Source organism: Nonomuraea sp. NBC_00507 (assembly GCF_036013525.1).
Taxonomy (GTDB): domain Bacteria; phylum Actinomycetota; class Actinomycetes; order Streptosporangiales; family Streptosporangiaceae; genus Nonomuraea.
In genome coordinates, this window is record NZ_CP107853.1 from 11112019 (window position 1) to 11126737 (window position 14719).

Here is a 14719-nt window from a genome sequence, read left to right on the forward strand (position 1 = left end):
CGACGACCGCGGCATTCTTCGGACAAGGGTCGCGTGGCGAGGGATCGGATCGAACACCGCCCTGCCTGCCGGAATCAGACCGCCACACCCGACGGACCTGACCGAACGCCGCCTCGCAGGCCAGAACCGGGCTGCTGCACCCGTCGGCCTCCTCCACCTGCCCGCTAGGACGGACTACGGCCCACGCGCGACCACCGCCAATCCCCCATCGCGCTCGACCACCGCAAGATCTCCCGACTGGTCGGTACGGTAGATGGCCGCGCCGAGGCGCCGCAGCAGAGCGAGCGTGGACGGGGCCGGATGACCGTAGTCGTTGTCGGCGCCCACGCTGATCAACGCCGCCCGCGCCCCGAGGGAAGCCAGGAACCCGGGTGACTGCCGGTTGGATCCATGGTGCGGAGTCTTGAGGATGTCGGCCCGTACGCGAACGCGGCGTAGAAGCTCTTCCTGGGCCTCCGTCTCCAGATCACCGCCGAGCAGTATGGATCCCGAACGCCACCGTACGTGGAGCACCACGCTGGAGTTGTTGATCGCACTGCCCTCCCCTTGCCCGTGCATCTCGCTCATGGCGGGGTCGGGAGCGAGCACGCTCAGCTCCGAAGGCCCGAACCGCCAGCGGCTCCCCGGCGCCGCCGTCCATTCGGGTATCCGTCGCTGCGCCAGGGTGACCGATGTGTGCGCGCCGGCTCGGGGCTCCGTGCGGTGCGGGCTGACGACCACGGCCCCCACCCGCCGGTTCCTGAGCACTCCCGTGAGCCCGTCCTCGTGGTCGGCATGCGGATGCGTGACAACAAGCAGCGGTACGTCGTCAACGCCGACCCTGCGCAGGCATCGGTCCATGATGACCTGGTCAGGGCCGGTGTCGACGACGACGCCCCGGCCTGGCCCCGCCGCGATGATCAGCCCGTCCCCCTGCCCGACGTCGCACATCACCATCAGCCAGCCATCGGGCGGCCACGGCCCGGCGAGGGGACGTACCGCCAGGACGGCCACCAGCGCGCCGGCGGCGACCGTCAGCGCCGTCGCCCGCCAGGCCCGGCGGCGCAGGATGGGTATCGCGACGGCCACCGTGAGCCCGAGCAAGCCGATCCCCAGCAGGCCGCTGGGCCACGGCAGCGTGGCGAAGGGCAGGCCGATGGCCCAGCCGGCAACCGCGATGATCCAGCCGACGGCGTATCCGGCTGGGACGACCAGGAAGCTCGCCGCCTCAGGCCATAGGGGCGCCACGAGTGCGGCGCCGAAGCCGAGCAGGGTCGCGGGAGCCACCGCCGGCGCCACGAGGAGGTTGGCGAGCACTGCCACGGGCGTCAGTTGTCCCGACATCAGCACGAGCACGGGCGTCACGGCCACCTGAGCGGCCGCCGGCACGGCCACCGCCTCCGCCAGCCAGCGCGGCAACCGGTACGGCAGTCTGCCGTTGCCGCCCTGGACATCGCCGCCCCGGACATCGCCGCCCCGGACATCGCCGGCCTGGGCATGGCCGCCCTGGACATCGCCGCCCTGGGCATGGCCGCCCCGGACATCACCGCCCTGGACATCACCGCCCTGGACATCGCCGGCTTGGGACACGTCACTTCGCTGCTCTGTGGATGACAGGCGGTCACGCCAGCGCGGGGCGAGGATGAGAATGCCTGCGGTGGCCGCGACCGAGAGCGCGAAACCGTACGAGCGAGCCAATTCAGGTGCGAACAACATCAGCAGCAGGACCGTTGCCGACAGCGCCGCGAAGCCGTCTCTCGCACGTCCTGTGCCAAGGGCGACGGCGGCCACCAGGCCCATGAGGAGGGCCCGCAGGACACTCGGGGACGGGCGGGCCACGACGGCGAAGGCGAGCATCGCGATGGCGGCGAAACCCGCCCTCATGGGCAGGGAAAGGCCGATAAAGCGGGAGATAGCAAGGGTGGCGCCGGCGACGATGGCGAGGTTGGCCCCGCTCACCGCGTGAAGGTGGTTCATCCCGGCTTCCCTCAGATCGGATGCCACCTGCGGATCCATGCGCGAGACGTCGCCCACGACCAGGCCGGGGAGCAGTCCTCGCTGGTCCGGGGGAAGGACGTCGGCGGCGGCGCGCAGACCGGATCTCAGACTGCCCGCGACCGTCTGGAGCTGCGACGGTGGCGTCAGGACCCGTGGTGGACCCCGGACCAGGAGAATCGCCGCCACCAAGTCGCCAGGGGTCGCTTTCGCCAGGCGGCCGGTGACTTCGAGATGCTGGCTGGGGAGCAAGTCGCTCCATTCGCGCCCACTGGCGAAGACGGTGATGGGAACGCTGACGGCCTGTCTGCTTCCGGCTCTCTGAATGATCTCGAGGGTGGCCGGGACCACATAACTGTCCTGGTTGAAACGTCCGCCTCGAGATGCTCTGCGTTTGGGGTCGTCGGTGAGGGCGATCTGGGCGGTGATGGACGAGCCCTTCGCCGCCAGTGCGGCCGTCGGCCCGGTGGTGAGAGCCTGGACCCGGAAGCCGATCGACGCCGAAACTGCCGCTGCGCAGATGAGCGTGGCCAAGGCGACGTTGCGCCAACTCCTGGTAGATGCGCGAGTGCGCCACGCCACGGCGCAGGCGGCCAGGGCTGTGGACATTGCCACGATCAGGCTGACGGAAGCGGCGCAACCGAGGAGGATCAGGACACTGGCCCAGGCGGCCAGGGCGGGAAGCGTCAGCGGCCAGGCGTGCTTGCGCTCGTCGAAGTCCGTGCCGACGGCCATGTCAGACGCGAACCTTCGGCTTGATCTCGTCGAACTTGCGCGGGCCGATGCCGCTCACTTCGCGCAACTGCTCCACGCTGGTGAATCCGCCGTGGCTGTCACGGAACTCGGTGATGCGGGCGGCCAGGACCTCTCCCACGCCTGGGAGTTGCTCGAGTTGCTCTGTCGTGGCGGAGTTCAGGTCGAGGACGGTCGCGGCCGGGTCCGAGACGGCAGAGCCGGGAGCGGCCGGGCCCGCGGGGGTGCCCACCACGATCTGCTCCCCGTCGATCAAGCGTCTGGCGAGGTTGAGCGAGCCGGTGGAGGCGCCACGGGCCACCCCACCGGCCACCGTCACCGCGTCCGCGACACGGGCGCCCGCTGGGAGAAGGTAGACGCCGGGTTTGCGGATCTTGCCTGCGACATGGACGGTCACCTTCGCGGTCGGGGACGGCGTCGAGGACGAGATCGGGGTGGGAGGCGGGAGTGGCTCCGGTGTGGGCTGCGATCGCCAAACGAAGAAGCCGGCGACGGCCACCGCAAGGGCGCCGACGGCGAGCAGCACGCGAAGACCCGGCTTGCCGGGGTCCAAGGCAGGGCCCTGCGAGGCCAGCGCTGCCCGGAACGCCTGGAAGGAGGGCGGTATGGGGATCGGACCGCTGGTACGCCCAGGTGGTGCCAGGGTCGGGCCATCGATACCGCTCGGTGGGGCCGGGACTGGCCGGCCGTCGGGCCGAGGTGGTGGTGGGTGCGGGTCACCGCCATGCCATCCCGGCGCCGAGGCCGGCCCGCTCTCGGGCCGAGGCGGCAGTGGGACTCGATCACCTTCATGCCATCCCAGTGCCGAGGCCGGCCCGCTTTCCGCCTGAGGCGGCAGTGGGACCTGATCATCGCCATGCCATCCCAACACCGAGGCCGACCCGCTCTCCGCCCGAGGCGGCAGTGCGGCCTGATCACCGTCATGCCATCCCAGGGCCAAGGCCAGGCGGTCGTTGCGATCGGACAGCATGAGAGCTGTGTCGCCGTTGCGGCCGGAAGGGTGGGACGTGGCGGGGTCCTCGTCGTGGCCCGGTGCGGAAGTCTCGCCCCAGCCGAATGTCGTGGTGTCGTCGTCTCCGACGGCCGGCAAGTGGTCGGTCGTCTCCCGACGTGCGGTCGGGGGATCCTCGATCCCGGACCCGCGAGCCTGAAGCGTGGAGGGAGTGCCGTCGCCACTCTCCCTTGTCTCGACGCGCAGGGCGTGACCGCCAGTGCGCCGAGGCAGGAGTCGGCGGGGACGGCGGGCAGGGGTCATGATCGACCGTAGCCGGGATGCGGCTATGGCGCGCTCCGCGGTCGGATCAGGCGTTCGCACGCAAGAGAACGTAGGACCCTAGCGGCCGCTGTGAGGGCCCGAGCGACGTTCTGGGGACAGGAGACGCATGAGTGATAGGGCTGTGGACACAGAGGCCGCAGAGGCGCGCTTGAGGCCGCCACGGCCCCGGATGGCTACACGTGGCATGGGGTGACGGTCAGCCCCAGCATGCCTGGGCCGACGTGGGCGCCGATCACCGGGCCGACCTCCACCACCCGCAGGTCCACCAGCCCAGGCACTCGCTTCGGCAGACGTTCCGCGAGTGCTTCCGCACGGGATCTCGCCGCCAGATGCTGGACCGCCACCTCCACCGGACCCTCACCGGCCGCCCGCACCGCCAGATCCTCCAGGCGGGCGATCGCGCGCGTCGGCGTGCGGACCTTCTCCAGCAGGGAGATCTGGCCGTTCACGATGTGGAGGAGCGGCTTGATCATGAGAGCGGAGCCGAGCACTGAGGCGGCGGTGCCGATGCGGCCGCTGCGGCGCAGGTAGTCGAGCGTGTCGACGTAGAAGAAGGTCTGGGTGGTCTCGGCGCAGCGGCGGGCCACCGAGGTCACCGACTCCAGTGACCCGCCTTCCGCGGCGGCGCGCGCCGCGGCCAGCACCGGGTAGCCGAGGCCCATCGCGATCGAACGGCTGTCGATCACTTCCACCGGTACGGGTGCGTCACGGGCGGCTAACCTGGCCGAGTCGACGGTGCCCGACATGTCGCTGGACAGGTGGATCGAGACCACCCCTGTCGCGCCGGCTCCGGCCAAGGACGCATAGCAGGCGGCGAAGCGGGCCGGTGAGGGACGTGAGGTGGCCGCGGAGGCGAGGTCCGCACGATCCGGCACCCCGCCACCCATCGTGCCGCCCGAGTCCGCACGATCCGGCACCCCGCCACCCATCGTGCCGCCCGAGTCCGCACGATCCGGCACCCCGCCACCCATCGTGCCGCCCGAGTCCGCTCGATCCGGCATCCCGCCGCCATAAGAGCCCTCGTCGTACGGCGTGCCCTTCACGATCACCTGCAACGGCACGACGGCGACACCCGGCACTGCAGGCAGGTAAGCAGATGAATCCGTGACAACGGCAACGGTGGGCGACATATGCCGAGATTAGCCAGTCGGCCCGTCGCCCTGAAGCGGTTACTGGACCGGCGTGCCGCCCCGCCACACGCGGCGCGGCTTGAGGCCGAAGGACCAGGCGAAAGCGCCCTCGTGGTCGGCGTCCCACTGCACGATGTCCGCCAGCCGCCCCGGCGCCAGGACGCCACGGTCGGGAGCGCCCAGGACGGTGGCACCGCCGAGGGTGGCCGCGCGGAGCGCGTCGTTGACGCTCATCCCGAACGCCGACACCGCCATGGCGATCACCAGCGACATCGACGTGATGCCGCAGTAGCCGGGGTTGTGGTCGCTGCCGAGCGCGATCTGCACGCCGTGCTTGATCATCTGGCGGACCGGCGGCAGGTGGCCACGCTGGAGTGCCGTGGCGGGGCAGACGACCGCGGGCACGCCGTAGCGGGACATGATGGCGATGTCCTCGTCCGACATGTGGTGCAGGCCGTCGGCGGAGGCGCAACCGAGCTCGGCGGCCAGCTGGACCGCGCCGCGGCGGCTGTAGAGGCCGGCGTGGATGCGCGGCAGCAGACCGACGTTGCGGCCGGAGGCGAGGACCCAGCGGGATTCCTCGGTGGTGAAGTGGCCCTCGTCGCAGTAGACGTCGACGCTGTCGGCGCCCGCCGCGGCCGCGTCGGCGCACCAGGCGCCCACGGCCTCGACGTATTCGCGCTGGCGGCCGAAGTATTCGGGCGGGACGGTGTGCGCCGCCAGGAAGGTGACGTGCAGACGCGGCATCATCGGCTCCTTCTCCAGCTCGCGCAGGAGCCGCACGTCGGCCAGCTCGCCGTCGCGCGTGAGATGGTAGCCGGTCTTGGCCTCGACGGTGGTGGTGCCGCTGAGCAGCCAGCCGCGCAGCCGCTCGCGTACGCCGTTGCACAGGGTCCACGGGTCGGTGCCGCGGGTCACGGTGACGGTGGAGCCCACGCCGCCGCCCGCCGCGGTGATCGAGGCGGCGCTGGAGCCGCCGGTGCGGATGGCGAGCTCGGCGTAGCGGTTGCCGGCGTAGACGGGATGCGTGTGGGCGTCGATGAGGCCGGGCGTGACCAGCGCACCGCCAAGGTTTTCGACGTGGTCGACGTCGACGATGTCGTCGACGACTCCGGGCACGCTCTGCGGCAGGTCGGGGGCTCGCCCTACCCACGCGATGCGGTCGTTGTGAACGAGAATGGCCGCGTTGCTGAGGACCTCGTTGCCGGTCCAGAGGCGGCCGATGTTGGTGAGGAGCCGAACGGTCACCGCATCACCGCCCTGCGTGAGCCCCAGCGCGGGCACAGTGCCCAACGCACGGCCTGTGCCGCGCCCACTGAGTCCGCTCCGGGTCCGGACGACATGGGGGGTCTCCTGCTCTCATCCGCTCGAGTTGTGCGGTGACCGTATCGCCAGAGTCATGATCCGGCGATTTCGGTTCAGTTACGTTATTTCACATGTTGGGCTGGTGTACAGGGTTATTCGGAAGAAAGACCACAGATCCCAACCGCCACCCAGCCCCGCCTCGTACTCCTGGCCCCCGCTGACGACTTCGACACCATGAGTCATCATCTGAAACCCAGAACCCACACCCAAAAGCTAGAAGACCTACGTCAGGTCTGGCCAATCCTAGCAATAGCCGGGGCTCGGGGACCACTGTCGCTTTTAGGCAACTCTGCACGCTTTGCGGCCAGTGCTGCCCAACCATGCCGTGATGAACCGCCGATGGCCGCCGACGGCATCATCCGTGCCGAGCGGCCCCACCGTACCGCAGCACGGCGGAGTCGCCCAGCGGAATCGTCAAAAGACGCGTTCGACCGGCTTGCCCACCCGCTCCAGCTCCTGGAACAGGCTGGGCAGCACGCGAGCGTGCAGGATCGTGCCGTCCTCCACGTGGTCCACAGAGAGCACCTCGCCCTCCTTGTGAGCCCGTGAGATCAGGTCGCCCCGCTCGTACGGCACCAGCAGGTGCACCTCGAGGTCCAGCCTGGGGAGCTCGCGCTCGATGAGCGTGATCAGCTCGGGGATGCCCTTGCCCGTCCGCGCCGACACCACGATGCTGTCCCGCTCACGCCGCAGCACCCGGTCGATCACGTCGGGATCGGCCGCGTCGGCCTTGTTGATCACGACGATCTCGCGGATGTCCTGCGCGCCGTCGATGTCGGCGAGCACCTCGCGCACCGCCGCCAGCTGCCCCTCGGGGTCGGGGTGCGAGCCGTCGACCACGTGCAGGATCAGGTCGGCGTCGGCGACCTCCTCCAGCGTGGAGCGGAACGCCTCGACCAGCTGGTGCGGCAGGTGGCGCACGAAGCCGACGGTGTCGGCGATCGTGAACAGCCTGCCCTCGGGCGTGCGCGCCCGGCGCACCGTCGGGTCGAGGGTGGCGAACAGCGCGTCCTCCACCAGCACGCCCGCACCGGTGATCCGGTTGAGCAACGAGGACTTGCCGGCGTTGGTGTAGCCGGCGATGGCCACGGCCGGGACCTCGCGCCGCTGGCGCTGGTAGCGCATGGTGTCACGGGCGGTGGACATGCCGCCGATCTGGCGGCGCAGCTTGGCCATCCGCTCGCGGATGCGGCGGCGGTCGAGCTCGATCTTGGTCTCACCGGGGCCGCGGCCGCCGATGCCGACGCCGCCCGCGGCCCGGCCACCGACCTGCCTGGACAGGTTGCCACCCCAGCCGCGCAGGCGGGGCAGCAGGTATTGCAGTTGCGCGAGCTCGACCTGCGCCTTGCCCTCGCGGCTCTTGGCGTGCTGGGCGAAGATGTCGAGGATCAGCGCCGTACGGTCGATCACCTTGACCTTGACCGTGTCCTCGAGCTGACGGAGCTGACCGGGGGTCAGCTCGCCGTCGCAGATCACGGTGTCGGCGCCGTGGGACTCGACCACGTCGCGCAGCTCCAGCGCCTTGCCGGAGCCGATGTATGTGGCGGGGTCGGGCTTCTGACGGCGCTGGATGAGCCCGTCGAGCACCTGCGACCCGGCCGTCTCGGCCAGGAGCTTGAGTTCGAGCAGGGAGTTTTCCGCGTCCTCGGCGGTGCCCGAGGTCCAGACGCCGACGAGGACGACCCGCTCGAGTCGTAGCTGCCGGTATTCGACTTCGGAAATGTCCTGGAGTTCAGTGGACAGACCTGCCACACGGCGGAGCGCCTGGCGCTCCTCGAGGTCGAAATCGCCGGATTCGAGCGTGATGTTTTCGTGCATTCGTGTCATCTCTATGAGGGAACGTCTGGACACCTCGGTGTCTTCCCACGATGGTGGCAGACATCCCCGGGGTAAGCATCTGAGTTATGCGGGCACCACGCTGACGTTGCCGGAGCCCGCGCTCAAGGAGATCTTGTTCGGTGACGAGCCGTCGTCCTTGACCGAGACAGTCACGTCGCCGGAGCCCGTGTCGGTCTTCACGTCGTAAGCCCCGTCGGGAACGTTGAGCACGATGTCTCCCGAACCGGCCTTCAGCTGTGCGCTGGTGGGCGCCGTCGTGTACTTGAGCTCGACGTTCCCCGACCCCGCCTCGGCGACCACCGTCTTGCCCGCCAGGCCCGAGCCGTCCACGTCGCCGGAGCCGAGGTGCACATCGACGTTCCCGGTCAGGGCCCTGAGTGTGATGTTGCCCGAGCCGCTGTCGAGGTCGACCGCCAGTCCCTTCGGGACCTCGATCTCGTAGTCGACGCTGCAGCTGCCCCAGTTCGACGGGCAGTCGTACGTCACGAACAACGCGCCACCCTCGACCTTGTGCTCCGGCTTGGGCTTGTCGTCGCCGCGCCAGCGGAGCTTCTCGACGACCCGGATGGCCGTGCCGTCGGTCTCGGTGACGACGGTGTCGCCGGCGTGGCTTTCGAGCTGAAGCTTGGTGACCTTGTCCGTCACCTCGTAGGACGTCGTGTCCTGGTTCGTGGGGCCGGCGAGGTCGCCGAGCCCGCACCCTGTCAGCAGCACCGCCGAGGCCAGCAGCCCGCCCGCGATCGCAATCGTCTTCATGCGTTGAATCCTTTCGCGGTGAGGCCCTCGATCCCATCAGGAACTCCCCCGAGTAACCCCCGAGGAATACCCCACCTTTGACCCGGGAAGCAGGAGGGGAGTAGCTTCACTTCCACAATCCAGAAGTGATTTTCCACAGAGCGGAAAGAGGTCCCATGGAGATCACCGGCCCGATCCTCGACCGGTTCGACGAGATCCTCACGCCGGAGGCGCTCGGTTTCGTGGCGGCTCTCCAGCGGGAGTTCGGCGCCAGACGGCTGGAGCTGCTGGAGGCACGGCAGACGCGGCAGGCGGAGCTCTCAAACGGCGGCTTGCTCGACTTCCTCCCCGAGACCAAGGAGGTCAGGGAGGCCGAATGGCAGGTCGCGGCGCCGGCCCCCGGCCTGGAGGACCGCCGGGTCGAGATCACCGGGCCCGTCGACAAGAAGATGACCATCAACGCGCTCAACTCCGGCGCCAAGGTGTGGCTGGCCGACTTCGAGGACGCCAACTCCCCGCTCTGGGAAAACTGCGTGGCCGGCCATCTCAATCTGCGTGACGCGCTCGACCGCACGATCGACTTCGAGACCGGCGGCAAGGCATACGCGCTCAAGCCCGACGACGAGTTGGCCACGGTCGTGGTGCGGCCGCGCGGCTGGCACCTGGACGAGAAGCACGCCCAGGTGGACGGGCAGCCGGTGTCGGGGTCGCTGTTCGACTTCGGGCTCTACCTCTTCCACTGCGCCCAGCGGCAGATCGACAAGGGCAAGGGCCCGTACTTCTACCTGCCCAAGATCGAGTCGCACCTGGAGGCGCGGCTCTGGAACGACGTCTTCACCAGGGCGCAGGAGCTGCTCGGCATCCCCTACGGCACCATCAGGGCCACCGTGCTCATCGAGACCTACCCGGCCGCGTTCGAGATGGAGGAGATCCTCTACGAGCTGCGTGACCACTCGGCCGGGCTCAACGCGGGCCGCTGGGACTACCTGTTCAGCGTGATCAAGAAGTTCCGCACCAGGGGCCGGGAGTTCCTGCTGCCGGAGCGGAACGCGGTGACGATGACGGCCCCGTTCATGCGCGCCTACACGGAGCTGCTGGTGCGCACCTGCCACAAGCGCGGCGCGCACGCCATCGGCGGGATGGCGGCGTTCATCCCCTCGCGCAGGGACCCCGAGGTCAACGCCGTGGCGCTGGAGAAGGTGCGGGCGGACAAGACGCGCGAGTCGGGCGACGGGTTCGACGGGTCATGGGTGGCCCACCCGGACCTGGTGCCGATCTGTCGCGAGGTGTTCGACGGGGTGCTGGGCTCGCGGCCCAACCAGCTCGACCGGCTGCGTGAGGACGTCAGCGTGACGGCGGCCGACCTGCTGGCGGTCTCGGAGACGCCCGGCGAGATCACCGAGACGGGGCTGCGTAGCAATGTGGACGTGGCGCTGCGTTACCTGGCCGCTTGGATGGGCGGGCTGGGCGCGGTGGCGATCCACAACCTCATGGAGGACGCCGCCACGGCCGAGATCTCGCGCTCGCAGATCTGGCAGTGGATCCACAACGACATCACGCTCGCGGACACGGGCGCGCAGGTGACCAAGGAGCTGGTCGAGCAGATCATCTCCGAGGAGCTCGCCAAGATCGCCGGGGAGCCGGGCTACGACGAGAAATTGTTCGACCAGGCCACCGCGTTGTTCAAGGAAGTGGCGCTGGACGACGACTTTGCCGAGTTCCTGACTCTTCCCGCTTATGCCCGCATGCCGTGAATAATCGGAAACGGAGGTGATCGAGTGCTGGACACCCTGGTGGCGGCCCTGCGTTCGCTGCTGCCCCCCGACTCGGTGATCACCGATCCGGTACGCCTGCGCACCTACGAGTGCGACGGCCTGACCTACCACCGGGCGACCCCGGGCGTGGTCGTGTTGCCGGACACGGCCGAACAGGTCGCCCGCGTGGTGCGGCTGTGCAACGACTTCGGCGTGCCGTTCGTGGCCAGGGGCTCGGGCACGGGGCTGTCGGGCGGCGCGCTGCCGCGCGAGGACGGCGTGCTCATCGTCACCTCCAAGATGCGCGCGATCCTGGAGGTCGACCTGGACGATCGCCGGGTGGTCGTGGAGCCCGGCGTGACCAACCTGGCCATCACCGAAGCCGTGCGCGACCGGGGTTATTACTACGCCCCCGACCCCTCCAGCCAGCAGGTCTGCTCGATCGGCGGCAACGTGGCGGAGAACTCCGGCGGCGCCCACTGCCTCAAGTACGGCTTCACCGTCAACCACGTCGAGGCCTGCGAGATCGTCACCCCCGACGGCGACCTGGTCACGCTCGACCGCATGGACCCCGGCTACGACCTGCTGGGCGCGTTCATCGGCTCGGAGGGCACGCTGGGCATCGCCACCAAGATCACGGTACGGCTCAGCCGCGCGCCGCAGGCCGTGACCACGGTGCTGGCCGCGTTCGAGAGCATCGAGCAGGGCGGCCAGGCCGTGTCGGCGATCATCGGGGCGGGCATCGTGCCGGCCGCGATCGAGATGATGGACGCCCTCGCCATCGAGGCGGCCGAGGCGGCGGTGGCCTGCCGCTACCCGGAGGGCGCCGGGGCAGTGCTGATCGTCGAGCTGGACGGGCCCGAGGCGGAGGTCGAGCAGCAGTTCGCGCAGCTCACCGAGATCTGCTCCGGGGCGTTCGAGCTGCGGGTGGCAGCCGATCCCGCCGAGCGGGCGGCGATCTGGAAGGGACGCAAGTCCGCCTTCGCCGCCGTCGGCCGCATCAGCCCGGCGTACATCGTGCAGGACGGCGTGGTGCCGCGCACCTCCCTGCCGAGCGTGCTGGCCGCCATCGACCGGCTGTCGGCCGAGCACGGGATCAGGGTGGCCAACGTCTTCCACGCCGGCGACGGCAACCTGCACCCGCTGGTGTTGTTCGACGACGCCGAGCCGGGCGCGGGCGAGCGGGCCGAGGTGGTCTCCGGCGCGATCCTGGACCTGTGCATCGAGCACGGCGGCTCGATCACCGGCGAGCACGGCGTAGGCGTGGACAAGAGCCGCTACATGCCGAGGATGTTCAGCGAGACCGACCTCGACACGATGCAGCTGGTCCGGTGCGCGTTCGACCCCCGAGGGCTGTCCAATCCGGGCAAGGTGTTCCCCACGCCGCGGCTGTGCGGTGAGGCGCCGGGCGTTCGCAAGGGTGCGCATCCGCTGGTGGAGTCCGGAAAGGCGGAGCAGTTCTGATGCTGCTGTCTGACGCTGAGGTGACGGTCAGGGAAGCGGGCGCGGACGACGTCGTCAGCGGGGTCAAGCCGCGCTGGGTGGCGTTGCCGGAGACGGTCGAGGAGATCGCGGCCGTGCTGCGCGTCTGCGCCGAACGGGACCTCGCGGTGGTTCCCGCCGGCGGCGGCACGAAGCTGCACTGGGGCCCGCCGCCGGAGCGGTGCGACGTCCTGCTCGACCTGTGTTGCATGAACGAGATCCTGGAGCACGCGGCCGGTGACCTCGTGGTGCGGGCGCAGGCCGGGGTGACGATGGCCGCCCTGGCCGCCGCGCTCGCGGGCAAGGGGCAGGAGCTCGCGCTGGACGTGCCGTTCGCCGAGGACTCGACGGTCGGCGGCATGCTGGCCACCGCGCCCGCGGGGCCGCGCGCGTTCCGCTACGGCACCGCCCGCGACCTGCTCATCGGCATCACGGTCGTGCTGGCCGACGGGACGATCGCACGCTCGGGCGGCAAAGTGGTCAAGAACGTTGCAGGCTACGACCTCGGCAAGCTCTTCACCGGCTCGTACGGGACGCTCGGCGTCATCGCGGAGGCCACGTTCCGCCTGCACCCGCTGCCCGCCGACCGCCGCTGGATCACAGCGGAGCTCGAGCGCGACGAGCTGCCGCCGATCGCCGCCGCGCTGGCCGCCTCGCAGGCCGAGCCGAGCGCCGCCGAGGTGGACTGGCCGGATCCCGGCGGGCCGCTGACCTTGGCCGTGCTGGTCGAGGGCGCGGCCGCCGGCTCCAGGGCCGAGGTGCTGCGCGCGCTGGTAGGCAAGGGCACGGTGACCGGCGAGCCGCCGTCGTGGTGGGGACTGATCCAGAACGACGAGGTGCTGGTCGAGGTACGATTCCCGGCCACGGGCACGCAGGCCGTGCTGGACGTGGTGGCCGGCACCGGGCTGTCGCTGCGAGGCTCTGTCCTGTCGGGGCGGGTGCTGCTGGAGTCGTGGGGGGCGATCGCGGAGCCGGAGCTGGCCGCGGCGGTGTCCGGGTTGCGCAAGCGGGTCGAGGCGGCCGGCGGGCGGGTGAGCGTGCTCGCCGCTCCTTACGCGAGCGTCGACCGGTGGGGGCAGGTCAGCGGGTTGCCGCTGATGCGGCGGGTCAAGGAGCAGTTCGATCCCGGGCGCAGGATGTCTCCCGGCCGCTTTGTGGGAGGGATCTAGATGGATCCGAAGCTGATCAACGATTGTGTGCACTGCGGGTTCTGCCTGCCGACGTGTCCGACGTACCTGCTCTGGGGCGAGGAGATGGACTCGCCGCGCGGGCGGATCCACCTGATGCAGCAGCATGTCGAGGGCACCCCGATCACGCCGGAAATGGCCGGGCATTTCGACGCTTGCCTGGGATGCATGGCGTGCGTGACCGCCTGCCCGTCCGGGGTCAAGTACGACCGGTTGATCGAGCTGACCAGGGCGGAGGTCGAGCGGCGGCACGAACGCGACCCGCAGGAGCGGGCCGTGCGCGGCATCGTGTTCTCCCTGTTCCCTTACCCGCGCAGGCTACGGCTGCTGCGGCCGGGGATGTGGCTGGCCGAGCGGATGGCGCCCTTGCTCACGCGCGTCAACCCCAGCCTCGGGGCCATGGCCGCGCTGGCGCCGCGCGTGGAGCGGCGGCAGCGACTGCCACGCGTGGTCCGGGCTCGCGGGGAGCGCCGTGCTGTGGTCGGCATGCTCACCGGGTGCGTGCAGGGCGAGTTCTTCCCCCAGGTGAACGCGGCCACGGCGCGGGTGCTCGCGCTGGAGGGCTGCGACGTGGTCATCCCGCGGGGTCAGGGCTGCTGCGGGGCGCTCAGCGTGCACTCCGGGCGCGAGGACCAGGCCAGGCGGCTGGCCCGGCGCACGGTCAGGACGTTCGAGCAGGCCGGGGTGGACACCGTCGTGGTGAACGCGGCCGGCTGCGGCTCCACCATGAAGGAGTACACCGTGCTGCTCGGCCGCGAGCCCGGCTTCAAGGTGCGTGACCTGTCGGAGTTCCTGACGGAGCTGGGACCCGTGGCCAGGCGGCATCCGCTGCCGCTCACCGTCGCCTACCACGACGCCTGCCACCTGGCCCACGCCCAGGGCGTGCGCGCCCAGCCGCGCGAGCTGCTGAGCGGCATTCCCGGCCTGGAGCTGCGCGAGATCCCCGAGTCGGCCATCTGCTGCGGCTCGGCGGGCACGTACAACATCTTCCAGCCGCAGGCCGCCCGCGACCTGGGCGACAGGAAGGCCAAGGCGGTCGGCTCGACCAGAGCCGAGCTGCTGGTCTCCGCCAACCCCGGGTGCACCATGCAGATCGCCGCCGCCATGCGGCGGGCCGGCGCGGAGATCAGGGTGGCGCACACCGCCGAGGTGCTGGACGCCTCGCTGCGCGGGGTGGGCCTGTGAGCGACCGCAGGGAGCGAACCATTAGACGCAGCAGTGTAC

10 protein-coding genes are annotated in these 14719 nt (G+C 70.2%); 4 read left to right on the forward strand and 6 right to left on the reverse strand.

All coding sequences use genetic code 11. The annotated features are described in order from the left end of the window. Positions 1-174 precede the first annotated feature (174 nt). The 6 genes from OHA25_RS52985 to OHA25_RS53010 all read right to left on the reverse strand — a co-directional run bounded on the left by OHA25_RS52985 (position 175) and on the right by OHA25_RS53010 (position 9093). Positions 175-2709: a ComEC/Rec2 family competence protein gene (locus OHA25_RS52985; protein WP_327584436.1), complete on the reverse strand. Its 2535-nt coding sequence runs from the start codon at positions 2707-2709 to the stop codon at positions 175-177. 1 nt (position 2710) lies between these two features. Further along, on the reverse strand, positions 2711-3280 hold the full coding sequence (locus OHA25_RS52990) for a ComEA family DNA-binding protein (RefSeq protein WP_327584437.1): 570 nt from the start codon (positions 3278-3280) through the stop codon (positions 2711-2713). 896 nt (positions 3281-4176) lie between these two features. After that, positions 4177-5133, reverse strand: a complete 957-nt coding sequence (locus OHA25_RS52995; RefSeq protein ID WP_327584438.1) for a DegV family protein — start codon at positions 5131-5133, stop codon at positions 4177-4179. A 39-nt stretch (positions 5134-5172) separates the two neighbouring features. Continuing rightward, the gene (locus OHA25_RS53000) at positions 5173-6381 is read right to left on the reverse strand and encodes an amidohydrolase family protein (protein WP_327584439.1); all 1209 of its coding nucleotides are present in this window, start codon (positions 6379-6381) and stop codon (positions 5173-5175) included. 531 nt (positions 6382-6912) lie between these two features. After that, a complete protein-coding gene (hflX, locus tag OHA25_RS53005; RefSeq protein WP_327584440.1) occupies positions 6913-8316 on the reverse strand; it encodes a GTPase HflX in 1404 nt (467 codons plus the stop codon). An 84-nt stretch (positions 8317-8400) separates the two neighbouring features. Continuing rightward, positions 8401-9093, reverse strand: coding sequence for a DUF4097 family beta strand repeat-containing protein (locus OHA25_RS53010; RefSeq protein ID WP_327584441.1), 693 nt, complete (start codon positions 9091-9093; stop codon positions 8401-8403). A 155-nt stretch (positions 9094-9248) separates the two neighbouring features. Between OHA25_RS53010 and aceB the strand changes: the two genes are divergently transcribed. Genes aceB through OHA25_RS53030 form a run of 4 tightly spaced genes read left to right on the forward strand, consistent with a single transcriptional unit; the run spans position 9249 to position 14680 of the window. Continuing rightward, positions 9249-10826: a malate synthase A gene (aceB, locus tag OHA25_RS53015; protein ID WP_327584442.1), complete on the forward strand. Its 1578-nt coding sequence runs from the start codon at positions 9249-9251 to the stop codon at positions 10824-10826. Positions 10827-10853: 27 nt separating this feature from the next. Further along, entirely contained in the window at positions 10854-12290 is a 1437-nt protein-coding gene (locus OHA25_RS53020) for an FAD-linked oxidase C-terminal domain-containing protein (protein ID WP_327591173.1), read from the forward strand. Further along, positions 12290-13477 carry an FAD-binding oxidoreductase gene (locus tag OHA25_RS53025; RefSeq protein WP_327584443.1) on the forward strand — a complete coding sequence of 396 codons (1188 nt, stop codon included), beginning with the start codon at positions 12290-12292 and terminating at the stop codon, positions 13475-13477. The genes OHA25_RS53020 and OHA25_RS53025 overlap by 1 nt, the downstream gene beginning before the upstream one ends. Beyond that, on the forward strand, positions 13478-14680 hold the full coding sequence (locus tag OHA25_RS53030) for a (Fe-S)-binding protein (protein WP_327584444.1): 1203 nt from the start codon (positions 13478-13480) through the stop codon (positions 14678-14680). It begins immediately after the preceding gene. Positions 14681-14719: the final 39 nt, after the last annotated feature.